We start from the raw sequence: 25,787 nt of genomic DNA on the forward strand, positions 1-25,787 counted from the left end.
GGGTTTTGGCTCATAACCTGAAGGTCGTAGGTTCAAATCCTACTCCCGCAACCAAATTATCTAACCTTTCCAAATGGTTAGAACCCGACAAAAACACTTGTGTACGGCCCGCGCAAAAACGAGTCAACGCCAAGTCAACGTTTTGCAAGTCCCCTTGAAAACTCAGGGGGATTTTTGCATTTGGGCATGTTCGCCGCTGCGCTGCATAAGCCACTGTTGAAACCAACGCCCCGATCCAGTATATGACTCAGTCATACCATGGAGGCTCGGATGACCGTCAAAACTACCCTCAGCTTTACCGACCGCCACCACCAGTTCCTTTCTGAAAAGGTCGGGCAGGGCGTGTTCGCGACCCAGAGCGCTGCAGTCGCGGCCGCGCTGGAACAGATGATGCAGGATGAACAGGAACGCGACGTGGCCCTCTCTGCCCTCACGCAGGAAATCCGTGCGCGCATGGAAACGCCGCGCGAAGAGTTCATCGACCAGGACGACGCCTTCGCCACTGCTCGCCATACCATCGGGGCGGCCCGCGGAGCGTGAACTACCGCATTCGTTTCCACCCACTTGTCGCGCGCGACCTTGACGCCATCGCCCAGTGGATTCTCGATTATGCCGGTCCCGATGCGGCCGCCCGCAAGCTGGCCGAGATCGAGGCGGCCATCGCCACGCTGAAGGCCACGCCCCACAAGGGCAGTCTCCGCGATGAAATCGCCCCTGGTCTGCGTGCCATCCCGGCAGGTCGGAAAGCCGTGATTGCCTTCGTTGTTGACGATGACGCCGCCGAAGTGCTTGTTTATGCTGTCACCTATGGCGGCGCGGATTGGGCCATGCGCAGCAGCGCGCGCAGCCGGTAATGGGGCAGAGGCCACTTGTTTGTTTGAAAAGGTCCTCTGATGGGATTTGTCTTTTACGATCTTGAGACCACCGGGATATCGCCCGCCTTTGATCAGCCGCTGCAGTTTGCGGCGATCCGCACGGATGACAGTTTTGTCGAGATCGAGCGCGTCAATCTTCGCTGCCGGATCGCGCCACACATCATCCCGTCCCCTCAGGCGCTGATTGTCACCGGCGTGACGCCCGAGCAGCTGCTTGACCCCGAGCTGCCGTCCTTGTTCGAGTTCACCCAGACAATCATGGATCTGACTGAACGTTGGGCGCCTGCGACATGGGCGGGCTTCAACACCATCCGGTTTGATGAGGAGGTGTTGCGCCAAGCCTTCTACCAGAACCTGCAGCCGAACATCTATGCCACCCAGTTCAACGGCAACAATAGGCTCGACATCCTGACCGCCGTCTATGCTGTGTGGTGTCGCAATCCCGGTCTGATGCAATGGCCGACCGACGATACCGGCCGCTCTTCCTTCAAGCTGGATCGTCTGGCTCCGGCCAACGGCTTCAACGCGCACAATGCCCATGATGCGCTTGGTGACGTCGAAGCCACGATCCATATCGCCCGCCTCATTGCCAGTGGGGATCCCGCGCTCTGGTCGGCAATCCTGCGCAACCGCGACAAGCAGAACGTCATGGCGACGCTGGAAACCTTCCGCCCCGTGGAGTTGGTGCTGCGCTTCGGTGGTGGGCCGCCCCGTGCCTATGTGGGATGTTTCTGTGGCACTGCTAACGGAAACCCGACGCAGGCGGCCTTCTTCGATCTGCAGGCGGGCGATCCAGAGGCATTGATGCAGGCCGATGATGCGGCGCTGTTCCAGGCGGTCGATGGTACGCCCCAGATCATCCGCAGCATCGCGACCAATAAGGTGCCGTCTCTCTTCCCGATTGCCACTCCAGATCCGGACCACCTGCGCAAAGCGGCCCTGATCGCCGCCAACCCCGCCTTCCGCGCCCGGGTCGGGCAGGCCATGGCCGCGCGATATGTCGAGGATCCAGCTGCGTCTCCCCCACCGGTCGAGAAGCAGATCTACGGCGGGTTCTATGCCAAGGCTGATCGTGATCTGCTGGCCGAGTTCCAGCGGGCAGACTGGCCACGGCGGCGGCGGATCGTTGATCTTCTAGCCGATGTCCGTTTGCGCCAGCTCGGCCGCAGGCTCATCGCCTTTCACGCGCCTGAAATCATGACTACTGACGAGGCCGAGCAGTTTGAGGCGTTCCTGCGCGAGCGGTGGAACGCTCCGGATTTGCCTGAGACCGAGTGGACGACCATTGCCTCAGCGACGCACGCCATCGCAGAGCTGCGGACGCGGCCGGGCGCGGATAAGCGGACACTGCACGAAATAGCCGCGTTCATTAGCCAGAGGACAGTCGAGCGACTGCTGATAGGCAATTGACTCAACGTTCAGCAGTTTCGGCCGGTTAGTGCGGCGCGCCTTCTTTTGAGTTTGCACCCACGCGACCACGCATATTTGTAGCAATCAAGTCGCCGTGGCTTGAACAAATGGTAGGGCCTGAGTATGGCACTTGGATATGCGGTAATCTGGCGGACAGGCCTGTGGCGCAGATTTGGTAATGAAGCAGGTGGTCCGAGATGCTCAAACGGAACCCCCAGCACGCCTTGCCAAATCACCTCGTAGTGAGGCATGATGCAGAACAAAAATGGAACTCAAAGGCGGCGGGCATGAGGCTATGAGCGAGCCATACGATCCAAGGGCAATCGCGAACCTTATGCTCGACGAGGCGGATCGGTGGCACTGGAAGATTACGAATCTTGCCCTCCAGAAGTTGCTCTACTTTGCTCACGGCATACATTTGACCAAGACGAAGCGACCGCTTGTGTCGGGCTACTTCGAGGCTTGGCGGTACGGCCCTGTGCATCCTGCCGTCTATCGCGCGTTCAAGCCATCAGGGGCTGCGCCAATCGTTAACCGCGCGGTCGCGAAAGACCCGCTCACCGGCAAGGCCCGCGACTTGCCCAAGCCGACCGACCCCGAAGTTCTGCAACTCGTCACTGTCGTAATGCACTCATATGGGAAGCTTCCGGCTGGACGGCTCGTCGATCTCTCTCACGCCAAGGACTCACCTTGGTCAGTGGTCGTGGACAAAGCACGAACAGATGTTGCTTTTGGGATGCGGATACCGGATGATGTGATCATCGACCGATTCCGCCACCATAAGGTGTCGGTCGGCACAAATCCTCGTGCAGGAGAACCGCCCAGTGACGACACGCCTTTTGCCTGACATTGACCTTGCGCGCATCGCGCCCCAGCGCGATGACATGAAGCGCAAGAGCTTGGAGCAGATGAAGGGCGGCTTCTCGACCTTTTCTTACAAGCCGGTGCGTGCCTGCTTCTCCGACATCTTCAACATCCAGCCCGATTTAGACTTGGGCGCAGCCGAGCCGACGCCTTGGGCCGTGATCGAGTCCGAGTTGCGGAAGCGGAGCCGGTCGGATGAGGAGTTCAACTACAACCGACGCGTTGCCTTGGGCCTGCATGACTTTGCGACTTCTGGCCGGGTGTTTGGGCGGCGGCACGAGTTCTTCCCGCTGTCGATGGGCATGGGTCAGAAGATCACCCTTTGGCTCCCCATGATCCTCGCCATCGACGAGCAAGCGAGCGCCCTGTTCATCGAACCGCGCCGCACCAGAGGTTTGACCGCTGAGGGCCGCCGGTTTGCCTTCTCAATGATGCACGAGCGCATCCGGGCGGCTGACGAGGACTTTGCCGAGGTTCGGCTGACAATCGCGCAGTTTGGCGACCCGTCGGAGGACCGGCGTGCGGTCAGGCTGCACACGGACGAAGGGATTGAATTGTACTCCCGTGAGCTACTCGAACAAATGGTCGCTTCAACCTATGAAATGTGGAGCGAGGTGCTTGAAGAGCGGGAACGCAAGGCGCGCGGCAGGGCGACGGGTACCGGCCCGCTGATCTGACCTAGTATAATACATCCGGAAAGCGCCCTTCACCCACACGCGCGCACCTGCTCCCGCAGGACGCCATAATCGGCGAGCATGCCGGTCAGGACCGCGCCCTCCGGTAATTCCTCGACTTCATCCGCCGCGCGTCCCAGATCGGCCTGACTATATTCCACCACCGGCGGGCAGGTTGTCTGAACATCAGAACCGCCCATCGCGCATGCGCTGAGCGAGAGCATCGCGATCAGCGGGGCGGCGACTGGCGGCGTCCAGCATCTGGCGTTGGATGTCATGGGTTTTCTCCGATGTTGAAAGGCGTTCCGCCAGCCGCCCGGCGCGTTCCCCGGCGCGGCGGAGGTTCAGGAGGAACAGGACGGTGGTGATTGCTGCCAGGATAAGGCCCAGCGCTGTGCGCGTCGGGCCGCTGGAGAGGATGGTGGTGATCCAGCCCATCAGCGCTGCCCCCGCTTCCAGTCATCGATCCGGGCATGGATGGCGACGGCGATGCCGAGCAGGGCCAGAACGATGAAGACCCAGCGCAGGGTGTCGAGATAAGGCACCAGCGGCAGGATTGCGGATTGCGTCTCGGCAAGGACATCCTGCGCCACTTCGACACCGGCGGCACCGACCGTGGCAACCCCGGCCGTCCCGCCACCTTTCAGGGTGCGGCTGTCAGCCAGCACCTCGCGGGCAGGGGCGACCTCCGGCACGAAGGGCGTCGCGCGGGGAGGGAAGGGATCGCCCCAGCTGCGCGCGGGCCCGAGATCGATATGCATGAAGCCCGAGCGGGGGTAATATCCGAAGCCGAGGAACCCCACCGCGCGGGCTGCGGCCTCAAAGGCAACGGGGTCATGGTTCGACATGGCGATATCAAACGCGGTGCCCTGCATGTGTTTCGATGCCGGTGCCCCGCCGACCGCGCGGTTGTGGCTGGGGCTGCGATAGGCGGAGCGCACGATCAGCGGCTTGCCGAGGCGGTTGCGCAGAGACTGCAGCTTGTCCAGCGCCTCCGTGTTGATCTTGATCGCGCCCTCGCCGCGCGATGCAATCTCGGCGGGCGAGAAGCTGGGCCAGCGCCAGGCGCTGTCGGGAACGTCGCGGTAATGGGCATAGGTGGTGGTCGGCATGATGGGTCTCCAGAAATGCAAAACCCGCCTGCAGTGGGCGGGTCGGGTGGGGTGGCTTGGTGATGGGCGCGATCGTCAGTCGGTGCGGCCGCGCTGGAACGCCTCGAACATCAGATCGCGCATGGCGCGGATGTCGGTCTCGATGCGCTCCAGCCGGTCGGCATCGCCCTTGCGGTCCTCGGCGCGCTGGCGGTCCACGCGGTCGCGTTCGGCCAGCAGCTCGCGATCCAAACGCACCAGCATCGCGTCATTGGTGAAGGCGCGGCGCGTGACGGCGGCGAGGAGGGCTATGAAGCCGCCGATCAGCGCAGTGATGGCGGCGGTCAGGCCATTGTCGCGCAAGGCCGCGCCGACCTCCTGCAGCAGGGGCGTTCGTTCGGTCATGGTGATATCCTTTGGTCGGGGGCTGGTGTTGGTGTGCAACAGGGGTGTGCCGGTGTGCCTCATCCGACCTTGCAGCCCCAGAATGAGGTGTGATTGGCGGCGAAGAAGCCGTCTGCGACCCGGAAATAGCCCTGCAACTCGACGGTATCGCCCGCGACCAGCGTCACCATGGTTTGCAGCCAGAGCGCTGTGGCGAGAGAGACGTGGCCGCCGCTGATCTCACCGAAGGAGCCGCGGATTTCGGTCGTGCCGTTCAGCACCAGCCGTCCGCGCATCCGCGCCGTGGCACTGGCATTGATTTTGTAGAGCAGCGTCGCGCCGAAGAGGTAGGTGCCGGAGGCGGGCGCGGTGAAGAGGCCGGTCGCAGCGTCGAACACGCTCTGATCGTTGCTCTCGGTCATGTTGATGCCGATCTTCGTCCAGGTCCCGACGCCCACGTGATTGTCGAAGTTGGTCCAGGCCTTGAAGCGCGGCAGCCGGGGTTGATCGACGATGCCGGTGACATTGTCGACGATGAGGCCATCGAAGAAGGTGCTGCCATCGGGCGAGACCGCGAGGCGGAAGCGGTCAGAGCCGAAGAGCCCCAGCAGCGCCTTGGTCACGAAGCCTGTCTGCAGCGTCAGGCCGAGATCATCGGCGCTGCTCTCCTTGTTCATCGTGTAGAACAGATCGCCTGTGCCACCCTCGGCGACGGTCTTCGCTGTCCAGAGTGCCGCGTTCAGCTTGGCCGAGAACGGATTGGCGGCGTCGGCGGTGGTGCCCAGCCCCAGCAGCGCCATGTTCTGCAACGCATCCGGCGTGCTTCCGACCCAGCCCGCGCCGTCATAGACCAGCAGCATACCCTCGTCTTCGACCCATGCGCGCCAGCCGGGGCGCGGCACCAGCCGCATCCAGACGCCATCGACCCAATATGCCACGTTCAGGTCCCAGCCTGCCCAGTCGCCGGTCGCGCTCGAGGCGACGATGTGGCGGTCGCCGTCAGCAGGGCTGGCGGGTGGGGCTGTCAGATCCCGGTCAAGCACCGACAGTTGCACCATGGCATCCAGCAGGCGCAGGGCCTCATTGTGGGTGACATGCTTCTGCGCCTGCGATGCCAGAATGTAGGGCAGCAGGAGATGGGTGGTGATGTCGGACATGAGAGGGCTTTCAGAATGTGAGCGTGATGGTTCTGGCTGCACCGCGCCCGATCAGGGCGGAAAGCTGGAAGATGCGCAGCTCAAGACTTTCGCCGGGGCCAAGCAGCGCGCCCCAATCGGCGGTCTGTTGGGCGGCCGTGTAGAGGGCCGAGGTCGTGGCAACTTGTAAGGTTCTCTTAACAGTTGCCCCGTCGCGGATCTCGACCTCGTAGGCTTCAGTTTCCTCCGCGAGCGGCGCGTCGACCGCGCCCCAGCTGTCGGCCGCGAGCGACCGCGACCGCCGCGTCCAGCGGATCGTCAGATCGCCGGGCGTGCGCGGCCTGCGCCATGGCTGCGCGACATGGGCAACCGAGAAGGGGCGCAGCCCGACGCCTTCGGGGGTGAACTCCACCGCGGTGTAGGTCTCGTCGCTCACGGGCTTAGAGGCCGGGCCGATGCGCCAGTTCCATGGCAGACCGAGATCAGCTTCGGAAACTGGCAGCGAGGTCAATGCCGTGTCCAGCACCACGACGCGCGCGCCCGTGGACACAACGCTGGCGATGACACCTTCGGTGCCGCGCTGGCCGCGCAGCAACCGGGTCAGGCGGTAACGCCCCGGCGCGACGAGTTCGGCCGTGCCCGCCTGGACAATCTCCCAGAGCCCCGGACTGGTCTCCACGGCCAGCGCATTCGCCCCGCCGAAGAGGGCGAGATCGGTGACGCTTTCCAAGGTGCCAGAATAGAGATCGACCAGCAGCGCATTGCCAAGATCGAAGCGCGACACCGGCCCGGCATGGAAATCCGCCGCCAGCACGCCCATGCGTGCTCGCGTGCCAAATGTGGTCAGCAGGGAAAACCCATCCGTCGCCGCACTTCGGTAGACGGCAATCTCACCCGGCCATGGCCTGGCATGGCCCGCAATCAACGGCCGATGCGCAGGCTGATCCTCGCGCAGCTGCGGCAGGTCCATGAGTATGATCTCAGGCGCGCCAAACACTGTCGGTGTCGAGAGCGTGGTCGGGCGCCGCTCGCCGGGCGGCAGGTCATAGACGGCGCGGTCCTGACGCACGGCGTCAATGCTGCGCAGGTCGGAATCGGCGATGGACACGAGGCGCATTTCCGTCAGGCGGCCATCGTGATCGAGCAGGATCACGTCCGCCGGATCCAGTGCCAGACGCGACGGCGGCAGACGGAACGCCGCAGTTTCGCGGCCAACCCAGGCCTCCATGAGGGCGCGGCGGCAGCGGCGCTCGGCCGCCTCGGGCGGCACCGCTATCGGGAAGGCCTCGGACGCGATGCGCGCGGTGTCCACCGTGATGCGCCGGGCCTCGACCTGAGCCGCGTCGTAATCCTCGTCGGCGCGGGCAACCTGCCACTTCAGGGCCTGGGGCAGTTCGGTTTCCTGCGCGCGGGTCAGCTCCATCCCATCGCCCGATCCTGACGATGGCGCGACCATGCCGTCGGGGGTGATGGTCACGCTGGCGATCCGGCCGCGCATCAGGAACCGGATGCGGCCTTCGCTTTCCACCGCATCGAACCCGAAATGCCGCGCCAGGGTGCCGAGCGAGGCGCGCGGCGCTTCCAGTGCCGAAATCACATAGCCTTCGACCGCGCCCCATAACTCGGAGACGTCGATTTGTTCCTCGGGAAGCCCGGCGCGCAGGCAGAGCTGGCGCACCAATGCCGCCAGCGACACAGCCCCCAGCCGCCCGGTGAGCCAGTGCCCGAGCCGCCAGTTCGGGCCATCGCTCCAGATGTCGGTCAGTTCGGGAAAGAACGGATAGGGCCGGGCATCCCAGGTCCAGGCGGCGCAGTCGGGCAGATGCACCATCGGCGCGCCATAGGCGGAAGACACCGGATTGTTCGCGGCCGCGCCCCACCAGAGATAGCTGGCCTCCAGATACGCCCGCTGGATCGCATCATCCCGCCAGCCGCGCGAGAAGTAGGGCACCTGGCTTTCCGAGGACTTCGGGTCGAAGAACACATTCGGCTGGTTGGTACCGCGATCAATCGCCGGGCAGCCCAGTTCGGTGAACCAGACGGGCTTGGATTGCGGCACCCACGCTGTGGGCGTCGCGACCTCCACCCCACCGGGGCGGTTAAAGTGTTGCTCCGACCACCACGCACGCAGATCCTTGAAGCGGAACACCCATGGTTTTGGCGGAAACATCTTCTGGCGCAGCCATTCACCAAGAGCACCGAAATCATCAAAGGCGTCGGTCTCAACCTCGATATAACCGTAGACACGGTAAGAGCCGGGATTGATCGTGGCATATTTCCCGAAGGTCGCCCGAGGAACATTGAGTCCGGTGACATCGCTGTTGTTCTGCGACGCAATCACGCGGAAGCGCCGATAGATGGCAGCATGCAGGGCGTTGCGCTGGTCTGGGACAAGCACACCATCGACAGTGATATCTCCGCCCAACACGTTGACCGGCCCCGCGTTGCTTGGGTGCGAAAGGCCAACGTAAAAACCCAGCGTGCCTTCAAAAGAGCGCAGGGTGTGCCAGGTCAGGGCATTCGTGTAACCGGCCATGGCGATTGAGACCGATGACGAGTAGACGCCGGTCATGTCGAAGTAGAGGAAGCGGTCAATGGTGAAATCGAGAAAGGGTGCGGCGTTCTCCTGCCCAAGAACGGGCCTGTGCACAAGGTCGGGTTGGATGGCGTGATGACCATTGCCGCTCTTGTCATCAATACGCGCAACAAGCTGGCCGATGGTGGTCACAGGGATCGTGCCCTCAATGTCCTGCCATAGCGTCGCACGGTCGGACGGATCAAACCAGGCACCCTGACGGCCAGAGATGAATTCTAGCGCCGGATCGAAGGTCGAAGGCACTGCCCCGTCAGTGATCGGCGTGCGTATCTGCACAGCGCGGTCAGGGTCGCTGGCATAGAACCACTCGAACCCCTCTCCCCCCGCGATGTTGCTATGCAGGTAGGCGCGGTCGTAGATCTCGGGCCAGCCTTGCACGGCATCGGCATGGTCAAACCCGTCGCGCCAGTCCGAGAGCGGCATGTAGTTATCAATGCCGATGAAGGTGATGCCGGGATCCGCCCAGAGCGGATCGAGATGGAAGAACACATCGCCTGATCCATCGCTGGGCTGATGCCCGAAGTATTCCGACCAGTCGGCGGCATAGCTGATCGCGGTGCTTGCGCCGAGGATTGAGTCAACATCAGCAGCAAGGGATTTGAACGCGGTGACGGCGGGATAGGTCGCGGCCCCGCTCCGGATCGTGGTGAGCCCGGGCATCTCCGAGCCGATCAGAAAGGCGTCGACCCCGCCCGCCACGGCGCAGAGATGCGCGTAATGCAACACCATCCGGCGCAGGCCCCAGTCGTCCAGAGGTCCGGCCCAGCTGACAGCATCCCCAGACAGGCTGAAACTGGCAGGCGTCGCGCCCCCAAAGAAGGCCGTGACCTGTGCGGCGGCTGCAGCGGTTTTGTCGACGCTCCCGGCAAAACCCGCTGCAGGCGAAGCGGTGATCCGCCCCCGCCAGGGAAAAGCTGGCTGGCCCGTCACCGCTTCATTGTCGGAATACGGGTCGGGCAGGCTGTTGCCGGGGGGCACATCCATCAGGATGAAGGGATAGAAGGTCACCCGCAGCCCGCGCGCCTTGATCTCCCGGATCGCCTGAACCACCGCGAAATCCGCCGGTGTGCCGCCAAAGACCGGGCGGTCGTCGCTGTCGCGGCTGACGAGATGCGCAGCCGCCCGCGCCACGCCATTCACCGACCAGGCGACGGGCGTTGTGATCTTGACGGGCAGTTCCACACCGGGCCGGATCCTGCACTGCCCGGCCCGCAGGTCATCGCCGAACCAGGCCACCACGAGGCTGACGCTCTCGATGCCCGGGACCGAGGCCTGCAGCCGGTCGAGCGCCACGACGATATCGGAGGTGTCGGAAATCGCGTTCAGGTTCTCGGCGCGGGTGGCCCCGCCCGGACCGGAGAGCCGCCGGATTGGCTGCGTGGCATAGATGAACTCGCCCGAGGCCGGGATCATCGTGACGGCCCGCACCAGTCCTTCGGCGGTGTCGGGATCGTCCAATGGGCGAAACACCTCGAAGGAGAGCTGCGGCAGGCGGTTGCCGAAGGCGGAGAGGGCGAGTTCTTCGAAGACCACATAGGCGGTGCCGCGAAAGCCGGGCGTTTGGCCTGCCCCCATCCTGGCGGCAATGAACGGATCGGGCTCCTGCGCCTCGTCACCCGGATACCAGCGCCAGGTGACGCCCGAGAGATCCATCGGCTTGCCATCGGCCCAGATGCGCCCCACGCCGGTCACTTCGCCCTCCGAGAGCGCCACGGCGAAGGAGGCAAAGTAGAGAAACTCCGTGGTGGTGACCTTGGGCCCGCCGCCCTTGCCGCCGCCCTGACGGCTGGTCTTTGTCTCCTCGCGGAAATCCGTGGCCCAGATGATATTGCCGCCGATGCGCATCCGCCCGAAGAGGCGCGGGATCACCGCGCCTTCGGTCGAGGAGGTGATGCGCAGGCTGTCGAGGCGCTGGCCTTCGATCCGCTGGGCGGGGGCCAGCGACGAGACGATCCAGGTGTCGACCACCGACCCGATGGAGGAGCCGACAAAACCGCCGATGGTGGCGGCGGACAGCCCAAGGATGCTGCCGCCGATCGAGCCGCCAATGGCGGTGCCGACGGCACCGAGGACAAGGGTTGCCATGATGAAACACTCAGATGTTGCTGGAGCGCGGGAAAAGGAAGGCGAAGGCGATGCGCCGCCGCCAGCCGGGGGTGAGCGGTTGCTCGATCACGCCAAGGTGCTCATAGGCGTGGATGAAGCTTTGCGGGCCGGTGAGGATCCCGACATGCTTGGCGATGGCGCGGGGTGCCATGCGAAAGAGCACCAGCGCGCCGGGCGGTGCATCGGCGGGTGCTGTTTCCATCATCATGCGGCGCGCCCCCTCGGCCAGCACTTCACGCGGGCCCATCTCGCCCCAGTCCCGGCTGTAGGGCGGGATCGGGAAGGGCTCGTCGCCCACCACCTCGCGCCAGACGCCGCGCGCAAGGCCGAGGCAATCGCAACCGACACCCCGCAGGCTGGCCTGATCGTGATAGGGCGTGCCGCGCCAGCGGCGGGCGGTGGCAATGACAAGGGCAGGATCGGCGGTCATCACAGAACGCCTCCGTCATGGCTGCCATCTTGCGACGCATATCTGAGGACCGCGTCTTGCCCCGGGATATGTGGGAAGCCCCGGAAGTTGGGGGTGTTGGCGAACTTGCCCGTGCAGGTGGCGATGCGCTTGTCGCAGCCTGCGCGCGCGATGAAACTGTCGCCCTCAGCGATGGCGCGGACCGGCGCTTCCAGCAGGGTCAGTGTCGCGTTGCTCCCCTCCAGCTCATGCGCCAGCACCTCGGTGATGCGCCCGGCATTCGCCCCGCTGGTCCATGTGAGGGTCCCGGCGGCAAACCACCCGGCCTCAAACCCTGCGAGCCCCGAGGCCCGGAAGGCGCGGTCGCGCAGCAGGTCGGTCACCACGCCTGTGCCCTTGTAGATCGCGTTTTCCAGATCGATGCCGCAGCGCGCATCGCCAAGTTCCGCGTCGCACCCCGCCTGAAACGTCCGTCCGACTGTCTGGCCGAGGAGATATGCCAGGCTGCGGACCTCGGCGACAAAGGCGATCCGCCCGCGCCGGATTTGCCCGACCGCACCCCGGCGCAAGAGCACACGCTGGTTGGTGTCGGCCCAGTTGACCCGCCACAGTTCCACCGCTGCGTTGTCCCAGCGCCCGTCGAGGATGTCGCTCTCGGTGATCCGATCCGAGGTCAGAACGCCGGTGGCATCCTGCGCATCGACCGCCAGATCGGAGCCTGCGCGGATCTCCGAGGCGGCAAAGCCGCTTTCGGGTTCAAACTCGGTGCCGTCAAAACTGAGGGTGCGGTCATGATCGGTGAAGCCGAAGCTGCCTCCATCTGTCCGGCTGATCCGCCAGCACCAGGCGAGCGTGGTGGTGCCTTCATCGAGATGGGTCTGCAGGTCTGGGGAGAGGGTCTTCATCTGCGGATCTCGATGAGCGGAATGGAGGTGATCGATCCCAGCCGCTCGATATCGAGGGTGACGTCGAGCGTGTCGGTGTCAAACCGCACCGGCACGTCAAAAGCAAAACCTGCTGTAATGATCACCCCGGCTGCGGGCGGTTCGGCGAAGCTGACCACGCCGGTGTCGGTATCGACGCTCCAGCCGGTGATCACCTCGGTGTCGTCCAGCATCACCCGCACTGAGGCCGGAACCGGTTTAGTGATGCTGCGCGTCCAGCTTTGCGCGCCCGAGATGTAGCGTTTGATCAGCTGGAAGGTCGTGGCGAGACCATCACCCAGACCGATCTGCTGATCGGCGGGCGTGTCTTGTTGCGAGGGCAGCCCGCTTTTGTAATCGGCCCAATCCTTGAAGCGAAACCCATGCAGGCGCCCGCCTCTCGCCTCAAAGAAGGCCACCACTGCCGCCAGATCATCGGCACGGCGGATGCCGTAGGCCACATCATAGCGACGGCGCGAATTGGCCCAGCTGGCGTTGCGCTCCTCGTCACCGCTGGCCAGTTCCACCACTTGCGTGCGCCGCTCGGGCCCGCCGCGCGCCCCGCGGCTGATGTTGTCGGGAAACCGCACCTCATGAAACGCCATCAGATGCCCCTCTGGCCCAGCGACACCGCGCGGGCAATGTCGGCGGCGACCTGTGTTCTAGACTGCCGGAAGCTGTCGGCGTCGCGGGCATTGATCGTGACATTGACGGCGGGTGCTGCGGACTGGCCCTGGCCAAAGCCAGCCGCCTCTCGCCGCGAGAGCACCCGTTCGCCGCGTTGCAGGATCGCCGGAACCTCGTCCGGGCGCAGCCCCGCAAATCCTCCCGCGTGCATGCGTGGCGCACCGGCAAAGGCCAGAGCCGGGACCATGCGGCCCGGACCCGGCGCGCCGACCACGCCGCCCGCGTGCAGGATATTGGCGAATAAACCGCCCGCGCCGCCCAGCGCGCCGGAGAGCGCATTGGCGATGGGGCCGAGGATGAAGCGTCGCGCTGCCAGCTTGGCCAGATCGGCAATCATCGAGGTGACCAGATCGCCGAAGTCGAGCTTGCCAGTCTTGACGAAATTGCCCACGGCATTCTCGGCGCTCTGGAAGGCCCCGACCAGTGCCTGACCTATATCGCCGCCAATGTCGCGGGCCTTGGTGGCATAGTCGGCCAGCGTGGCGGTGACGGCGGCCCAGCCGGTCAGGGCGGTTTTTGCCCCCTCAGCGGTCGCTGTCCCGGCCGCGCGGCCAGCAGCCCCGGCACCCCCGGCGGCACGGCCCGTTCCGTCCAGTTCCTCGCCCAGCGCGGCTGCTGCGGCGGCGGCCGCGGCCAGCGCGGCTTCGGCCTCTGCCCCGCTGTCGGTCATGGCATCGCGCAGCGCCTGCAGGCTGGCGAGCGGTCGCCCGGCGGCATCGGCCAGCATGCCCGCCGCCTCGCGGAACCCATCGGCGCGGGCGCGGGCATCCTCGGCCATCGCGCCAAGGCCGAGGTCGGGTGGCTCCAGGAAGCTACGCGACAGCGCGGCCGAAAAGGCATCGGCCGCAGCGGTCCCGGCAGCGGTGGCCGCCCCTTCAAACGGGTTGCCGATCCGACCCAATCCGACAGGATCGAGCGTGCCGATCCGCACACCGCCCTCACCGGTGGCCCATTCCGGCAGCAGCGCCAGCGCCGCGTTCAGGCCGTTGATGAAGCGGTTGATGCGGGTGACGACGCCGTTCAGCATCGCCTCGACGCCAGAAATCAACCCGTTTGCAGCCTGGAAGGCGAAGTCGCCGATGGCACCGGGCAGTCCGCCCCAGATCGCCACGGCGGCATCAAAGGCCCCCTGAAAGATCGCCGCCGTCCGGTCGCCAAAGCTTACGACGCCCGCGATGGTGCCCTCAAGTGCTGAAAGGCCGGACGCCTTCAGCTCCTCCCAGCCCGCCGCCATGTTGGCAAGGGCTGCGTCGAGCGCCAATCCCATGCGGGACCAGACCTCTTTGGCCAGATCCCCCAGCAGCCGGACCGCCTCGCCCACGCCGCCCGCGCCCGCGACCAGCCTTGTGAACTGGAACACCAGCTCGCCCGCGCCCACAATCAGCGCGCCGATCCCGGTGCGGATCAGGGCTCCACGCAGCACGACCAGTGCCGTGGCCAGCCCGCGCACCGAGAGCGCCGCCGCTGCCAGCCCGGCCACCCAGCGCCCGGCCATGACGCCCGCAAAGGTGGCGGCGATGGACGTCAGCCGACCGATGTTGTCAAAAAGCGCCTTGATCGCGGTCCCCAGCGGCCCGGTGGTGCGCGCGACGGCGGCCAGCGCATTGGCCACCGCCTCCAGCGCCGGGGCCGCCGCCACCGCCAGCTGGTTCGAGACCCCGCGCCAGATCAGCCCCAGCCGCGAGATCGCATCATTGGTGCGCTGGATCTGGCTGGCGTCAGCCTCCGAGACCACCACCCCGAAATCCTGCACATCCGCCGTCGCTTGCCGCAGCGTCGCCGTGTCGATCCGGGTGAACACCAATGCGGCCCGGTCGCCAAAGAGCTGCGAGGCCACGGCGGCGCGCTCGGCCTCTGGGATAAACTCGCCCAACGCCTCCTGAATGGTGGCGATGCGTTGATCCAGCGGCAGGCGTTGCAGATCCTCGGCCGAGAGCCGCAGGCGACGCAGGGCGTCCACGGCGGGGCCAGCCCCGGCAGCCGCCTGGCTCAGCCGCCGTGTCAACTGCACGGTGGCCTGTTCGACCTGACCCATCGACACGCCCGCCAGATCGCCCGCGCGTTCCAGCACCTGAATGCTGGCCACGGTCGTGCCGAGCGAGGCCGCGAGCTTGGCCTGCGCATCCACCGTTTGCAGCCCCGAGCGGATCATCGCGGCCCCCGCAGCGGCCAGTGCGGCCGTGGCGGCAGCGGCCGCCAGCGTGGCGCGGCGGGCAAAGGCGGCGACGCGGGCATTGGCCAGATCCATCTCGCGCGACAGGCGACCGAAGCCGCGCGCGCCAGCCGCGCCCACACCCTCGAGCTCGGCGCGCACCTGGCGGCCGCCCTCCGCCACGAGACGGACGGATACGCGTTTCTCAGCCATCGCGGCCTCCTTCCATCTCTTCGTTGAGTTTGCGCACCATCACCGCCTCGATCTCGGGCAGCAGTTCGGCGGCGATCAGGGGATCAATGCCTAAGCCGCGAGCGAGGGCCAAAGCCGCGCCCATGTCCCAGCCAAGCACCGCGCCGGGGATCACCCGCAGCTGGCCGCCAAGGCGGCCAACCAGATCCCAGATCTGCCAGCCCTCCGGCGTTCTTGGCCGGTTCAGTCTTGCGGGGCAGTCGGGGCAGGGTCCGTTGCAGACGGCGCAGTATCGCTCACCCCCGCCGAAGGACCAGTCGGCGAGGGCGCGGAGACGTTTTTTTCGGCGTCCAGAATGAGGCCCCGCGCGACATAGGAGGTCTGGAACGCCTCAAAGACCGGCCAGATTTCCAGCAGGGCATCGATGCCCTCGGGCGTGACCAGCACTGGATTGCCTGCGTCATCGCCCACGCCCTCCCAGTCGAGCACGGAACGGCGGGCGATGGCCTTGGCCATGGCGAGCGCCAGGTCTTCCTGACTGGCATCCTCGGGCAGGGCCTCGACGGCGGCATCGGCGCGGGCCGACACCATCAGCGCGGTGGTCAGCGGTGCGACCTGCAGGCGCAGGCCGGGGGCGAGGTCCAGCCATTCGGGCGCGGCGGTCAGGTTCAGGCGGATCATCCGTAGGTCTCCACATCATTGATCAGGGTTGCGGTGCACATTCGGCCCACCACGGTGTCGTGCGCCGCCTGCCAGTCAAAGGTGGCCTGCACGCCCTGCGGTCCGGAAATCTCGATCCGGGGGCGGGGCAGATAGACAGCATGCACGGTGAAGGAGAAGCTTTCGCCCGAGGGGAGCACATAGGCGAAGCTGATCTCGGCAGGATCGCCGTTGATGGCCTGGCTCACCAGCGTGCTGTCGGCAAAGCGCACCTCGATCCGTCCCGTGAGGGCTGCGATGCTTGGATCGGCCCCGTCGATCCTGCCGTCCGAGCGGATGGTCTCGATCCGGTCGAGATTGTTGGCATAGGTGATCTCGGCCGAGACGACATTGCCCAGCGCCGTGCCGTTGCGGCTGATTGCGCCGTTGAAGTGGCCAAACCGTTTCAGCGCCAGATCGGCGGGCGTGCCTGCGGCGGATGCGGTGGCAATCGCCTCACCCTGCGCCACCAGCCGTGCGGTGGCGGTCAGCAGCCCCGAGCGCTGGACCTGCCAGCTGAGCTGATCCAGCACGCAGCCGGAATACATCGCAAAACGTGGCACCTCCGGCATGGCGGTCTCGATCGACATCGAGGGCAGCACCCATGATCCCGACCGGAACTCATGGGTGAACGGGCCAATCCCGGTGGTGACCGGATCACCAAATGCGGCCTTCAGCCAGAACCCGAAGCCCGCGGCATCGATCGGCACCACAACATCGCCATCCGCCGTCACCGCGTCCTTGATCGGCGCCAGCGGATCGCGGCCATAACCCAGCAGTTCTGAGTTCAGTAGCGGTTGTTCCGATCCGAGCGAGGTGCTGGCAAACGGCATCCTGGTGAAGCCGCCAACCGGCGGGGTGCCGTAAACTGTCTCAAAGCCGAGCGCCATCTGCGCCCGCGCGCCTTGCGCACGTGCCATGGGGGTCTCCTCAATGTTGGGGGTGTCAGGCCAGAGGGCCCGTGGTGGAATAGTGCAAAATGACGGTGATCACCGCCGCCTTCAGCGCCGCCGCGCCCTCGACGGGCAGGTCGATCGAAGCCGGGGCTTCGGGTTCGACCCAGTCGCAGAGGCCGCCGAGGGTGCGGTCGGCCTCCAGCGCCGTGCCGATGCTGGCGATCAGGCTGTCGAAGGCGCTGGCCCGGCCGGTGCCCGCCTGGACGACCACCTCCAGCTCGGCCCGGTGCTGGTAGTGGTATCGCAAGGGCGACAGCGTCACCTCCGGCTCACCCGGCTGGCCATCGCGCAGGATGATCAGACCGCCTGCTGGGATCCGTTCGGGCAGCACGTCATCGCGCAGGGTGAGGGCGGCAAGCGGCTGAAGTCGCGCTAGGAGCGCGGCGAGGATGGCTTCGCGGGTGGTGGGCATTCTTTTGTCCATTAGTCAGTGGCCGGATTGAGCCCTCAACGGTTATTTACGCCTGTCTTGGGCTTCGACATTTGGCGAAACGCTCTCGTCACACACCACCGCTCTCAGCCAGTCTCCGAATATCTCGGATAATGAGCCGTTTTTCGGCTTCTGTGCCGACAACAGGAAATAGGCGCTGCCATCTGCGCGAAACCCATGCGGTGCGACGAGAAGCCCGTCACGAATATCGCCTTGCACCAGATGCCATGGACCTATGGCAACGCCCAATCCCGCCACGGCGGCTTGCAGGCTGAAATAGAAATGCTCAAACTCCTGCCCATTGCCGGAGGGACAGGTATCGCCGGTGATCTCTGCCCATGTTGTCCAGGCAGATGGCCGGGAGCGTGTATGCAGTATATCCGCAGCTGTGCGTATCCGATCTGCATCGAAGAACACCGCAGCCAGATCAGGACGGCAAACCGGCCCAATCTGCTCGTCGAACAGATGCCGCGCAAAGTAAGTCTCTGGCCAGGCGAAGTCGTTGCGGCGGATGGCGAGATCGATACCAGACCCGAGCAATACTGGCCCGCCCCCAGCCAGCAGCCGTATATCGGCTTTTGGGTGTTCTGCATGAAACTGCGGCATACGCGGAATGAGCCAGCGCATCAACAGGGTAGGCTCGCATGAGACGGTGACTGGCGCGTTGGCAAGTTCTGCCTTGATAAGGCGCGCCTCGTCCTCGATTTCTCCCAGGCCCCGCGCAACCACCTGCGCCAGCCTGCGTCCGGCATCTGTCAGAAAAACCGCACGGTTACGACGCTCGAAAAGGGGTGTGCCCAGATCATCCTCCAGCAGTCGCACTGCACGGCTGACCGCTCCATGCGTCAGATTGAGGACGTCTGCCGCTTTGCTGAAACTCTCAACTTCGGCGGCAACCCGAAAGCACGCGAGCGCCGGGAGTGATGTGATGGGCGATCTCATATGTCATCTTTTCTCACACATCCTGTCAGAAGTTATCCGTCTTGGTCAAGGGGCGGTTTCGGTCCATGTTCGGTCATCCCTGATGAGAGCGTTGGCGAGGATCACCAGCTTGCGCATGATGGCCGCGATGGCGAGTTTGGCGGGCTTTCCGGCATCGACGAGGGTGCGATAGGTTTCCGCCAGGTGCAGGTTGTGGCGGATGGCCACCAGGGCGGGCATGTAAAGCGCGTTGCGCACGCCCCGCCGTCCGCCGCCGATCTTCGAGCGCCCTTTCCACTTGCCGGATTCGCGGGTGATCGGGGCCAGCCCTGCGAGGCTGGCGGCCTCCTTTGCCTCCATCGTTCCAAGCTCCGGCATCTCGACGATCATGGCGGTTGCGGTGACCGCGCCGATGCCGGGGATGGAGCGCAGGATCGCCTGGCGCCGGGCAAGCGCGGGAACCTCGGCAATGAGGCGCGCGAGTTCGGCGTCGATCTGCTCGAGCTGGCTGTCCACCTGGCGCAGGCGGGCGCGGAGCTGGGCCAGGACGACCTTGTTACGCGCGCCCTCCAAGCGGTTGCGGCAGGCGGTGCGATCCTTGTTCAGGGCGCGGCGCGCGATGTGCAACTCGCGGATTTCATGCATGGTTTCGCTGCGAACCGGCTTGGCGTCCAGCTCGAGCACCGCCCCCATCCGCGCCAGCATGGCGGCATCGACGCGGTCGGTCTTGGCGCCTTGGCTGATGGCTTGGGCAAAGCGACGGGCGCGCGTGGGGTTGACCTTGACCAGATCATGACCGGCCGCGCCCAGCACCGCCTCCAGATCGCGGTGATACCGCCCCGTCGCCTCGTAGACGATCCGGACCGGTGCCTTGCCGATCCAGCGACGCAGGGACGCAAGCCCCGCCTTGTCGCTGCCAAACCGCTCGTGCCTGCGATCCGAAAGCCGGTGAATGTCGAACGTGTCTTTGGAAATGTCGATCCCGATGGTATCCTGCATCGCCTTTCGTTCCCTATGCTTGTCATGCGGGGCAAGGGCGAGCCTTCCCCATGTATCCGTTCAGGTCATGCGAAAGGCAGGGGCGATCCAACTTCTGACCGGTCCGAGAGACCACCGTTTTTCCGATCCGTCCCCCGCCGCTCTCCGGCATGTGTGAGGTGCCGGAGAGCGGCTCCTGTATCGCACAAGAGCCGGGGGAATCTTAAGACAAGTCATCGTTTTTACAGCGACTGTTGCCGCGCTAACAGAGGGGAAAATCGAAAGGATACGTCCATGGCCGAATGGCTCGCTGTCATCACCATCACCATCTTCGCCGTCATCAGTCCGGGGCCGGACTTCGCCATGGTGTCGCGCAATTCACTGTCGCTTTCCCGTCGTGCAGGCATCTTGACCGCACTCGGCATTGGCGCGGGCGTGCTTGTCCATGTCAGCTACACGCTGGTGGGCATCGGGGTGTTAATCCGGGAAACACCAGCCTTGTTCGACATTCTAAAGCTGGTTGGCGCGGCTTATCTGGTCTGGCTCGGGGCAAAAATGCTGTTCAGCCGCAAGGCAGAGGGGCCTGTCACGGGAAACGGAACGGCCCTGTCAGACTTGGGGGCCTTGCGGATCGGTTTCCTGACAAACGCATTGAACCCAAAGACGACGATCTTCATCGTCAGCTTGTTCATGCAGGTCGTTCAGGCAGACACGCCGCTTGCGACGCGCATCGCCTACGGGTTGTTCATCTCGCTATCGCACGTGATGTGGTTTTCCGCCGTCAGCTTGTTCTTTGGCGCTCCGCCTATCCAGCAGCGAATTTTCGGTGTGCGTCATTGGATCGACCGGACTTTCGGCGTGTTTTTGGTCGGCTTTGGCATCGCATTGGCAGTGACTGATCTTGCGGCTTGATATTACCAAAGGAAGGCACGGCACGGCCGACAGCTGCGTCCCGCAATGCAGACATCAGCCTCCTTTTCTCTCCACCCACTTCGCCACAATCCGCCCCGGCACGCCGTCCACCACCCTCTCCGCATCCCGCGCCAGATCCAGCCGCTTGCGCAGTTTGACTTGCGGCACCAGCAGGAAGATCGGCACAGTGGTCAGCCCGCGCCCCGTCTTCGAGCGCGACGCCACCGCGCGACCCTTGGTGTTCAGCCGCCCTTCCGCGACCAGCAAGCTCGGCCCTCGGCGGCGAAAGACAAAGCGCAGCCGCAACCCGGTGCGGCGCTCCCATTCACCGGGGGTGATGCGGCCGCCGCGGCTAGATTTCCCGGCCGCCGGAGTGGGGATCGCCAGCCAGAACCCGTCTTTCGACCGGATCAGCGGTCCGGTGTCATGCGCGCCGATGATGACCGGGGCCTTGGTCCAGACCAGCGCCGCCGCATTCAGGCTCTCGCCCGCCTTCGGGAAGGTCTGGCTCCGGATCGAGTTCGCCAGCCGCCTCCCCAGCCCCGCGCCGGTGATCTGGCCGCGCCAAGCGGTTTTCAGCCCGGTTCCGGCCTCGCGCATGGCGGCGGTGACGGCCTTCTCACCCGCCTTCACCTCTGCGGCCATGGCGGCGACGAGGTCCGGCGTGATGTCGAGTTTCAGTTTCATGATGGCCGCAGGTCCAGTGTCCAGATCAGGCGTTCGCGATCACGCACCGGCTCGCCCTGAATGGTGAAGCTGTCGGCCCCGATCACGATCAGATCGCCGGGGCGAGGATCGGGCAGGTCGGACACGCGCACATCCACCATCATCGTGTCGCTGACAAAGCGCCCAGCGCCGAAGTCTGTGATACGATCCGGGGCGCGGCGGATGACGCGGATGGGTCGTTCTTCGGACGTGGTGGCGGAAATCCAGACGGCCGCCGCCGCCATGGACGGGTTGGCATAGATGCGGTCCATGGCGGAAGCGAAGGCGTTCATGACGGGGCCGTCAGTTCGAGCTGTGAATGCGGATCGCGATGCGCGGTCGCTTGTTGACCGGCAGGATCGAGGCCTCCGTCATCAGGTCGATCCAGCGGCCCTTTTCATCGAGGTGCTGACGGGCGTAGAGCGGCAGGCCGAGGGTATTGGCCGCCTCCAGCAGGTTCGCGGGGCCGCCATAGGTGGTGAACGTGTCCATGGTGCCAAGCGGGAAGGCGATACCCTCGCTGGCCGGGATCAGCCGTTCGGTTGCCTTGGTGGAAAGCGTCACCGTGCCCGCATACTCCTCGAACACGATGCCTGCGAAGGGGAAGTTGCGCCGCACATCCTGGCGCAGGGGCTGCGCGCCGGTGGCGGCGTAGAACTTGTAGGCCTCCTCGGTCTTGGGATGCGCGATCAGCTTGTCGAAGAACTCGCGGCTGACGAGGGCGTGCACGTCCGACATGCTTTCGCCCAGCAGGTTGTCCTCCATCGCCCGCAAGACCTCGCGGACCTTGCCTTGGACATTGGTGCCAGCGGTCCCCAGCAGGAAATCCACCGAGATCTGCGCCAGGCCAAACTCGGTGAAGTAATTGTAGAGGGTGGTCCCCGCCCCGTCCTTCACGATGCCGCGGAGCGCATTCATCTCCATGTATTCGCGGGTCTGGGCATGCTTGCGGCGCATCAGCTGCAGCTTGCGGTTCATCACTTCGACCAGCGGGTCGGCACCGTCGAAGACGCCCAAGCTCGGCTGCCCCTGGATGTCGCCGGGCAGGATCACGTCATCATGCGGGATCCACGGCAGGGCGAAGGACCGCATCGAGCGCCCCTCGCGCGTGCCGATGGTCGCCGGACCACCGAGGGGAACGGAGGGCAGCAGGTTCAGCACGCCCTCGTATTGCTCGATGATCACCGATCGTTGGCTGACGCCCTCGAAGCGGAAGAGGCCAATCTGGCCGAGGCGGGTGTAGAGGTTGGGCAGGATGTTGATGGCCTGCGTCATCTCGGCCAGCGAATAGCCGCCAGCGTCAAAGGGATTGCGAACGAGGGTCATGGAGTGCTCCGGGGGAAGGGGGGAAAGGGTGGCGAGCCAAGCGTCAGAGGTCGTGCGTCAGACGCCGTCGCGGGCGATGATGCCGACGGCGGCCAACTGGCCGAGCTTGGTGGTGATCTTCGCGCCGTCATCGACGGTCGCGTCGTAAGCGAGACCCGCGCGCGACACGATGGAAGGGCCACGGACCACAACAATGCCAACTGCATCGGCCAGCGTGGCATCGACGGCATAGAGCAGCACGGCGCTGGCGGTCTGGGCCCCATCGGTGCCGCCGCTGGTGGCCAGCTTGTATTTACCGCTGGCCGTGATTTTCCCCAGCACCGAGCCGACCGGGTAGGGCATGCCTTGCAACAGGGTGATCACTTCGCGGGTGTAGTTCGGGTTGACCTCATATTTGAGGACGTCGCCCATGCTGGGCGGTTGGGTCAGGACGGGCATGGTTCAGTCTCCGGGATGGATTGGGGAAGGTGATCAGCGCTTGGAGTCGGAAGCGGCCTGTTTTGCGGCAGAGATGATCGGGCTATCCTTGGCGGCGGCTGCGGCCGGGGCTGTGGCGATGATGCCCGCCGCATCGCTGCGGGCGGCGAGATCGGCCAGAACCCGGGCGCGCAGGGCTTCAGGCTTCAGACCCTTGGTGACGGCATCGGCCGCGTCGAGGGTCACGCCCAACCGGGCGGCCTGTGCACAGACCTGCGCCACCTCGGCGGCTTCGGCGCGGACGGCATCGGCGGTCATGGCGGATGTGTCCGGCGCGGATGGCTCAGGCGCCGTTGGCGCACTGGCAGGCGGCGTGACTGGTGTGGCCGCAGGGGCCGATGCTGCAGGTGCCTCGGGCGCGACCTCGGCGGTCGGGGTGGCATCGGTGGCGGCAACCGGCGCCGGGTTCGGGGTGTCAGTGGGCGTGGTGGTCATCTGTGGACCCTTTCTGCTGGAGGAAGTGGTGCCGCGCGGGGCGGCGGCGAAGGTGCGGAAGGCGGTGACGGGGTCGGCCAATTCGTCGGCGAGGCCCGCAGCAATGGCATCGGCCCCGCGAAACACGGCGGCCTCTGTCGCCAGCGCGGCTGCATGCGTCAGCCGATCCCCGCGACCGGCAGCGACGGTTTCCGCGAAGAGGAAGCGCACCACCTCCAGCTCGCGCTGCATCTGGTCGTGCACAGCCTCGGGCAGCGGCTGGTAGGGGTTGGCGTCGACCTTGTGCGCCCCTGCATGGATCAGGGTGACAGCGATGCCCTTCTGGTCGAGCGCCCCACTCATGTCGGTGTGCAGCGCGACGACGCCGATGCTGCCCACAGCGCCCGTGCGGGGCAGGACAATCCGGTCGGCCTGACTGGCGAGGACATAGCCAGCCGACAGCGCATGTTCGGCGACAAAGGCTTGGACAGGCTTCTGCGCTCGGGCGGCGCGGATGCGATCCGCCAGATCGAAGGCCCCGGCCACCTCGCCGCCGAAGCTGTCGATGTCCAGCGCGATGCCCCGCACGCCGGGATCCGCGAGCGCTGCGTGCAGCTGTGCGGCGATCCCCTCATAGGAGGTCAGGCCCGAAGACTGGCCGATCCATGCACCACGATGAACCAGTGTGCCCGCGATTTCGATGACCGCGATGCCGTCAATCATGGCGAAGGGCTGGGTGCCACTGCGTTGGTGACGCTGGGCAAGGTCATTGCCAAACAATGAGGCACGCGCAGGCATAGCCGCGTATTCAACCTCGCTGGACGGCAGATCGACACCTTGGAACGTGATCTCCTGCCCGGTGATGCGCGGCCCTAACCCCGAGAGGAACGCCATCGCCTTGGCCGGATCGACCATCAGCGGCGTGTTGAAGGCGCGTTGGGCGATCTGGGCGTGGTGCATCATGCGCCCTCCGATGCGTCGGGTTTTTCATCGCCGCGTTCCTGTGCGTCGTCGTCAGCCCCGTCATCCTTGGCGCTGTCCTGATCCGCCTCCTTCGCTTCACCTTCGCCCGGCCCCTGCGCAGGCGATCCGGGGCGGCGGAAGTCGAGGCCCAGCGCCAATTCGCGTTTTCGCTCTGCAGCGATTTCCCGGTCGACCTGTTCGGCGTCATAGCCGCGCTCCGCCAGCGCCTGCGTTCGGGATTTCAGGCCCGCTTCGATCTGCAGGATCTCGGCCGAGGCGTCTTTCATCGGATCGATCCAGTCCCATTTGGTCGGTAACCATGCGCAGGCCTGATATTGCCGCCGCTGGCTGTCATAACCCGGCAGGTCCAGCGCGCCCGACAGCACAGCCGTGTCCATCCAGCGCACCCAGACCGCGCGGCAGAGCTGATAGACCAGCACGCCATGCTGCCAGGCCGAGATGCGGCGGCGGAATTCGATGAGGCTGATCCGCGTGTTCGAGAAGTTGCCCTTGGCGGTGTCGCCGGTCAGATAGCCATAGGGCACGCCCAGCGCCGCCGCGATCTGCAGCAGGGTCCGATACTGGAACGGCTCATAGGTGCCGCCCGAATCCGGTGTGGCGGGCGTCGAGACATCCTCGCCGGGATCGAGCCGCACCACCTGGCCGGGTTCGACCTCCAGATCCTCCTCTGTCGGTTCCAGCGGGGTTTCCGGGGCGGGCGAGGTGATGAACATCGCGAACATCGCCGCGATCTTTTTGCGCTCCAGTTCGGCATCATCGTAAAGGTCCAGCGTGAACAGCTTGACGATGGCAGCGGCAAAGCGCGACACGCCGCGCAACTGGCCTGCCTCGACGGGGTCCAGCACATGGATCACATCCGTAGCCGGAACGCGGACGGTTTCGCCCGCGAGGCCGGGATCGGTCAGATCACCCGGGTGGCGGCGCAGGAAGTGATAGGCGACGCGGCGGCCGATGCCGTCAAACTCGATGCCCTGACGGATCAGCCCGGCACCGGGCAGGGTGCGGTTCATGTCGAGGGGCAGCATTTCCGCTGGCAGCATCTGCAATTGCAGTGGCACGGTCAGATCATCCTCGACCCGACGCGGGCGGATGCGAAAGAACACTTCGCCCGATAGGAACACCTCGCGCGCCGCCCGGCGCTGAAGCCCGTAGAAATCCGTCAACCCTTCGGCGTCGGCATCATCCGTCCAGGCCAGCCAGAGTGCTTGCAGCTCTTCCTTCTTTGCCGCGTCGGTAATCGACGACGACGGCTTGATCCCGTCGCCCACCACATTGCTGGCGAAGGACTCCACCGCATTCGCCGCATAGCCGTTGTTCCGGACCAGCCAGCGGGCGCGGGCGGTGATCGTGTCCCCCGAGGCCGCGATCAGCGTGTTCACATGGGCGCGGCTGGCCCGAAACCCGCGCAGCCGCCGATGGGCCTGAGCGGCATCGAACCCGCCGATGATCGATCCCAGCCGCTGGCGGAACGCCTCGAAAGCCATGG

At 65.3% G+C, this 25,787-nt stretch carries 27 protein-coding genes and 2 pseudogenes; 6 read left to right on the top strand and 23 right to left on the bottom strand.

The window, feature by feature from the left end:
• The first annotated feature begins 270 nt into the window (after positions 1 to 270).
• The 5 genes from ABIE57_RS15810 to socB all read left to right on the top strand — a co-directional run bounded on the left by ABIE57_RS15810 (position 271) and on the right by socB (position 3,826).
• Positions 271 to 540: a hypothetical protein gene (locus tag ABIE57_RS15810; protein WP_354539992.1), complete on the top strand. Its 270-nt coding sequence runs from the start codon at positions 271 to 273 to the stop codon at positions 538 to 540.
• Positions 537 to 854, top strand: coding sequence for a type II toxin-antitoxin system RelE/ParE family toxin (locus ABIE57_RS15815; protein ID WP_354539993.1), 318 nt, complete (start codon positions 537 to 539; stop codon positions 852 to 854). Before ABIE57_RS15810 ends, ABIE57_RS15815 begins: the two co-directional genes overlap by 4 nt.
• Positions 855 to 893: 39 nt before the next feature.
• The gene (locus ABIE57_RS15820) at positions 894 to 2,285 is read left to right on the top strand and encodes an exonuclease domain-containing protein (RefSeq protein WP_354539994.1); all 1,392 of its coding nucleotides are present in this window, start codon (positions 894 to 896) and stop codon (positions 2,283 to 2,285) included.
• 265 nt (positions 2,286 to 2,550) lie between these two features.
• Positions 2,551 to 3,132, top strand: coding sequence for a type VI toxin-antitoxin system SocA family antitoxin (gene socA, locus ABIE57_RS15825; RefSeq protein ID WP_354539995.1), 582 nt, complete (start codon positions 2,551 to 2,553; stop codon positions 3,130 to 3,132).
• Positions 3,110 to 3,826, top strand: a complete 717-nt coding sequence (socB, locus tag ABIE57_RS15830; protein ID WP_502950138.1) for a type VI toxin-antitoxin system SocB family DNA replication inhibitor toxin — start codon at positions 3,110 to 3,112, stop codon at positions 3,824 to 3,826. The genes socA and socB overlap by 23 nt, the downstream gene beginning before the upstream one ends.
• 29 nt (positions 3,827 to 3,855) lie before the next feature.
• Here the strand turns inward: socB and ABIE57_RS15835 are convergent, their stop codons facing one another.
• The 17 genes and pseudogenes from ABIE57_RS15835 to ABIE57_RS15910 all read right to left on the bottom strand — a co-directional run bounded on the left by ABIE57_RS15835 (position 3,856) and on the right by ABIE57_RS15910 (position 19,504).
• On the bottom strand, positions 3,856 to 4,023 hold the full coding sequence (locus tag ABIE57_RS15835) for a hypothetical protein (protein ID WP_354539997.1): 168 nt from the start codon (positions 4,021 to 4,023) through the stop codon (positions 3,856 to 3,858).
• Positions 4,010 to 4,261 carry a hypothetical protein gene (locus ABIE57_RS15840; RefSeq protein WP_354539998.1) on the bottom strand — a complete coding sequence of 84 codons (252 nt, stop codon included), beginning with the start codon at positions 4,259 to 4,261 and terminating at the stop codon, positions 4,010 to 4,012. The genes ABIE57_RS15835 and ABIE57_RS15840 overlap by 14 nt, the downstream gene beginning before the upstream one ends.
• A complete protein-coding gene (locus tag ABIE57_RS15845) occupies positions 4,261 to 4,935 on the bottom strand; it encodes a YcbK family protein (RefSeq protein ID WP_354539999.1) in 675 nt (224 codons plus the stop codon). The genes ABIE57_RS15840 and ABIE57_RS15845 overlap by 1 nt, the downstream gene beginning before the upstream one ends.
• A 75-nt stretch (positions 4,936 to 5,010) precedes the next feature.
• The gene (locus tag ABIE57_RS15850) at positions 5,011 to 5,319 is read right to left on the bottom strand and encodes a hypothetical protein (protein WP_210880135.1); all 309 of its coding nucleotides are present in this window, start codon (positions 5,317 to 5,319) and stop codon (positions 5,011 to 5,013) included.
• Between the two features lie 59 nt (positions 5,320 to 5,378).
• A complete protein-coding gene (locus ABIE57_RS15855) occupies positions 5,379 to 6,455 on the bottom strand; it encodes a DUF2793 domain-containing protein (protein WP_354540000.1) in 1,077 nt (358 codons plus the stop codon).
• 10 nt (positions 6,456 to 6,465) lie between these two features.
• A pseudogene (locus ABIE57_RS20620) lies at positions 6,466 to 8,592 on the bottom strand (baseplate multidomain protein megatron); the annotation flags it as partial.
• A gap of 681 nt (positions 8,593 to 9,273) precedes the next feature.
• A pseudogene (locus tag ABIE57_RS20625) lies at positions 9,274 to 11,115 on the bottom strand (baseplate multidomain protein megatron); the annotation flags it as partial.
• A 10-nt stretch (positions 11,116 to 11,125) separates the two neighbouring features.
• Positions 11,126 to 11,566, bottom strand: a complete 441-nt coding sequence (locus ABIE57_RS15865; protein ID WP_354540002.1) for an NlpC/P60 family protein — start codon at positions 11,564 to 11,566, stop codon at positions 11,126 to 11,128.
• Entirely contained in the window at positions 11,566 to 12,450 is an 885-nt protein-coding gene (locus ABIE57_RS15870) for a phage/gene transfer agent baseplate hub protein (RefSeq protein ID WP_354540003.1), read from the bottom strand. Before ABIE57_RS15870 ends, ABIE57_RS15865 begins: the two co-directional genes overlap by 1 nt.
• Positions 12,447 to 13,073, bottom strand: coding sequence for a phage distal tail protein, Rcc01695 family (locus ABIE57_RS15875; protein WP_354540004.1), 627 nt, complete (start codon positions 13,071 to 13,073; stop codon positions 12,447 to 12,449). Before ABIE57_RS15875 ends, ABIE57_RS15870 begins: the two co-directional genes overlap by 4 nt.
• Positions 13,073 to 15,520, bottom strand: a complete 2,448-nt coding sequence (locus ABIE57_RS15880; RefSeq protein WP_354540005.1) for a phage tail tape measure C-terminal domain-containing protein — start codon at positions 15,518 to 15,520, stop codon at positions 13,073 to 13,075. The genes ABIE57_RS15875 and ABIE57_RS15880 overlap by 1 nt, the downstream gene beginning before the upstream one ends.
• Entirely contained in the window at positions 15,513 to 15,674 is a 162-nt protein-coding gene (locus tag ABIE57_RS15885; protein WP_354540006.1) for a DUF7697 family protein, read from the bottom strand. The genes ABIE57_RS15880 and ABIE57_RS15885 overlap by 8 nt, the downstream gene beginning before the upstream one ends.
• A 68-nt stretch (positions 15,675 to 15,742) precedes the next feature.
• Positions 15,743 to 16,180: a phage-derived protein YdaY family protein gene (locus tag ABIE57_RS15890; protein WP_354540007.1), complete on the bottom strand. Its 438-nt coding sequence runs from the start codon at positions 16,178 to 16,180 to the stop codon at positions 15,743 to 15,745.
• Positions 16,177 to 17,118 (bottom strand): phage tail tube protein, encoded by a 942-nt coding sequence (locus tag ABIE57_RS15895; RefSeq protein ID WP_354540008.1) that lies wholly within the window; start codon positions 17,116 to 17,118, stop codon positions 16,177 to 16,179. The genes ABIE57_RS15890 and ABIE57_RS15895 overlap by 4 nt, the downstream gene beginning before the upstream one ends.
• 25 nt (positions 17,119 to 17,143) lie before the next feature.
• Entirely contained in the window at positions 17,144 to 17,566 is a 423-nt protein-coding gene (locus ABIE57_RS15900) for an acyl-CoA transferase (RefSeq protein ID WP_354540067.1), read from the bottom strand.
• Positions 17,567 to 17,608: 42 nt separating this feature from the next.
• Positions 17,609 to 18,526, bottom strand: a complete 918-nt coding sequence (locus ABIE57_RS15905; protein ID WP_354540009.1) for a LysR family transcriptional regulator — start codon at positions 18,524 to 18,526, stop codon at positions 17,609 to 17,611.
• Positions 18,527 to 18,571: 45 nt separating this feature from the next.
• On the bottom strand, positions 18,572 to 19,504 hold the full coding sequence (locus ABIE57_RS15910; RefSeq protein WP_354540010.1) for an IS110 family RNA-guided transposase: 933 nt from the start codon (positions 19,502 to 19,504) through the stop codon (positions 18,572 to 18,574).
• Between the two features lie 273 nt (positions 19,505 to 19,777).
• Here ABIE57_RS15910 and ABIE57_RS15915 point away from each other — a divergent pair, with 273 nt between their 5' ends.
• Positions 19,778 to 20,395, top strand: coding sequence for a LysE family translocator (locus ABIE57_RS15915; RefSeq protein ID WP_354540011.1), 618 nt, complete (start codon positions 19,778 to 19,780; stop codon positions 20,393 to 20,395).
• Between the two features lie 54 nt (positions 20,396 to 20,449).
• Here ABIE57_RS15915 and ABIE57_RS15920 read toward each other — a convergent pair whose 3' ends face one another.
• The 6 genes from ABIE57_RS15920 to ABIE57_RS15945 are packed head-to-tail and all read right to left on the bottom strand — an operon-like array spanning position 20,450 to position 25,785.
• The gene (locus ABIE57_RS15920; RefSeq protein ID WP_354540012.1) at positions 20,450 to 21,082 is read right to left on the bottom strand and encodes a DUF6441 family protein; all 633 of its coding nucleotides are present in this window, start codon (positions 21,080 to 21,082) and stop codon (positions 20,450 to 20,452) included.
• A complete protein-coding gene (locus ABIE57_RS15925; protein WP_354540013.1) occupies positions 21,079 to 21,393 on the bottom strand; it encodes a head-tail joining protein in 315 nt (104 codons plus the stop codon). Before ABIE57_RS15925 ends, ABIE57_RS15920 begins: the two co-directional genes overlap by 4 nt.
• Before the next feature lie 10 nt (positions 21,394 to 21,403).
• Positions 21,404 to 22,426, bottom strand: coding sequence for a major capsid protein (locus tag ABIE57_RS15930; RefSeq protein WP_354540014.1), 1,023 nt, complete (start codon positions 22,424 to 22,426; stop codon positions 21,404 to 21,406).
• Between the two features lie 57 nt (positions 22,427 to 22,483).
• Positions 22,484 to 22,864, bottom strand: coding sequence for a head decoration protein (locus ABIE57_RS15935; RefSeq protein WP_354540015.1), 381 nt, complete (start codon positions 22,862 to 22,864; stop codon positions 22,484 to 22,486).
• A gap of 33 nt (positions 22,865 to 22,897) precedes the next feature.
• Entirely contained in the window at positions 22,898 to 24,277 is a 1,380-nt protein-coding gene (locus tag ABIE57_RS15940) for a S49 family peptidase (RefSeq protein WP_354540068.1), read from the bottom strand.
• Entirely contained in the window at positions 24,277 to 25,785 is a 1,509-nt protein-coding gene (locus ABIE57_RS15945; RefSeq protein WP_354540016.1) for a phage portal protein, read from the bottom strand. Before ABIE57_RS15945 ends, ABIE57_RS15940 begins: the two co-directional genes overlap by 1 nt.
• Between the last annotated feature and the right edge of the window lie 2 nt (positions 25,786 to 25,787).

The organism is Roseovarius sp. MBR-6 (assembly GCF_040547525.1).
Lineage (GTDB): Bacteria > Pseudomonadota > Alphaproteobacteria > Rhodobacterales > Rhodobacteraceae > Roseovarius.

What these genes read in the sequence shown, in the direction of transcription:
- ABIE57_RS15945 (WP_354540016.1), bottom strand. Translation starts at nt 25,785, where the DNA reads ATGGCTTTCGAGGCGTTCCGCCAGCGGCTGGGATCGATCATCGGCGGG.
- ABIE57_RS15890 (WP_354540007.1), bottom strand. Translation starts at nt 16,180, where the DNA reads ATGATCCGCCTGAACCTGACCGCCGCGCCCGAATGGCTGGACCTCGCC.
- ABIE57_RS15915 (WP_354540011.1), top strand. Translation starts at nt 19,778, where the DNA reads ATGGCCGAATGGCTCGCTGTCATCACCATCACCATCTTCGCCGTCATC.
- ABIE57_RS15930 (WP_354540014.1), bottom strand. Translation starts at nt 22,426, where the DNA reads ATGACCCTCGTTCGCAATCCCTTTGACGCTGGCGGCTATTCGCTGGCC.
- ABIE57_RS15810 (WP_354539992.1), top strand. Translation starts at nt 271, where the DNA reads ATGACCGTCAAAACTACCCTCAGCTTTACCGACCGCCACCACCAGTTC.
- ABIE57_RS15835 (WP_354539997.1), bottom strand. Translation starts at nt 4,023, where the DNA reads ATGGGCGGTTCTGATGTTCAGACAACCTGCCCGCCGGTGGTGGAATAT.
- ABIE57_RS15845 (WP_354539999.1), bottom strand. Translation starts at nt 4,935, where the DNA reads ATGCCGACCACCACCTATGCCCATTACCGCGACGTTCCCGACAGCGCC.
- ABIE57_RS15870 (WP_354540003.1), bottom strand. Translation starts at nt 12,450, where the DNA reads ATGAAGACCCTCTCCCCAGACCTGCAGACCCATCTCGATGAAGGCACC.
- ABIE57_RS15900 (WP_354540067.1), bottom strand. Translation starts at nt 17,566, where the DNA reads ATGCCCACCACCCGCGAAGCCATCCTCGCCGCGCTCCTAGCGCGACTT.
- ABIE57_RS15910 (WP_354540010.1), bottom strand. Translation starts at nt 19,504, where the DNA reads ATGCAGGATACCATCGGGATCGACATTTCCAAAGACACGTTCGACATT.
- ABIE57_RS15855 (WP_354540000.1), bottom strand. Translation starts at nt 6,455, where the DNA reads ATGTCCGACATCACCACCCATCTCCTGCTGCCCTACATTCTGGCATCG.
- socA (WP_354539995.1), top strand. Translation starts at nt 2,551, where the DNA reads ATGGAACTCAAAGGCGGCGGGCATGAGGCTATGAGCGAGCCATACGAT.
- ABIE57_RS15850 (WP_210880135.1), bottom strand. Translation starts at nt 5,319, where the DNA reads ATGACCGAACGAACGCCCCTGCTGCAGGAGGTCGGCGCGGCCTTGCGC.
- ABIE57_RS15820 (WP_354539994.1), top strand. Translation starts at nt 894, where the DNA reads ATGGGATTTGTCTTTTACGATCTTGAGACCACCGGGATATCGCCCGCC.
- ABIE57_RS15895 (WP_354540008.1), bottom strand. Translation starts at nt 17,118, where the DNA reads ATGGCACGTGCGCAAGGCGCGCGGGCGCAGATGGCGCTCGGCTTTGAG.
- ABIE57_RS15940 (WP_354540068.1), bottom strand. Translation starts at nt 24,277, where the DNA reads ATGCACCACGCCCAGATCGCCCAACGCGCCTTCAACACGCCGCTGATG.
- ABIE57_RS15875 (WP_354540004.1), bottom strand. Translation starts at nt 13,073, where the DNA reads ATGGCGTTTCATGAGGTGCGGTTTCCCGACAACATCAGCCGCGGGGCG.
- ABIE57_RS15840 (WP_354539998.1), bottom strand. Translation starts at nt 4,261, where the DNA reads ATGGGCTGGATCACCACCATCCTCTCCAGCGGCCCGACGCGCACAGCG.
- ABIE57_RS15865 (WP_354540002.1), bottom strand. Translation starts at nt 11,566, where the DNA reads ATGACCGCCGATCCTGCCCTTGTCATTGCCACCGCCCGCCGCTGGCGC.
- ABIE57_RS15880 (WP_354540005.1), bottom strand. Translation starts at nt 15,520, where the DNA reads ATGGCTGAGAAACGCGTATCCGTCCGTCTCGTGGCGGAGGGCGGCCGC.
- ABIE57_RS15925 (WP_354540013.1), bottom strand. Translation starts at nt 21,393, where the DNA reads ATGAACGCCTTCGCTTCCGCCATGGACCGCATCTATGCCAACCCGTCC.
- ABIE57_RS15935 (WP_354540015.1), bottom strand. Translation starts at nt 22,864, where the DNA reads ATGCCCGTCCTGACCCAACCGCCCAGCATGGGCGACGTCCTCAAATAT.
- ABIE57_RS15920 (WP_354540012.1), bottom strand. Translation starts at nt 21,082, where the DNA reads ATGAAACTGAAACTCGACATCACGCCGGACCTCGTCGCCGCCATGGCC.
- ABIE57_RS15905 (WP_354540009.1), bottom strand. Translation starts at nt 18,526, where the DNA reads ATGAGATCGCCCATCACATCACTCCCGGCGCTCGCGTGCTTTCGGGTT.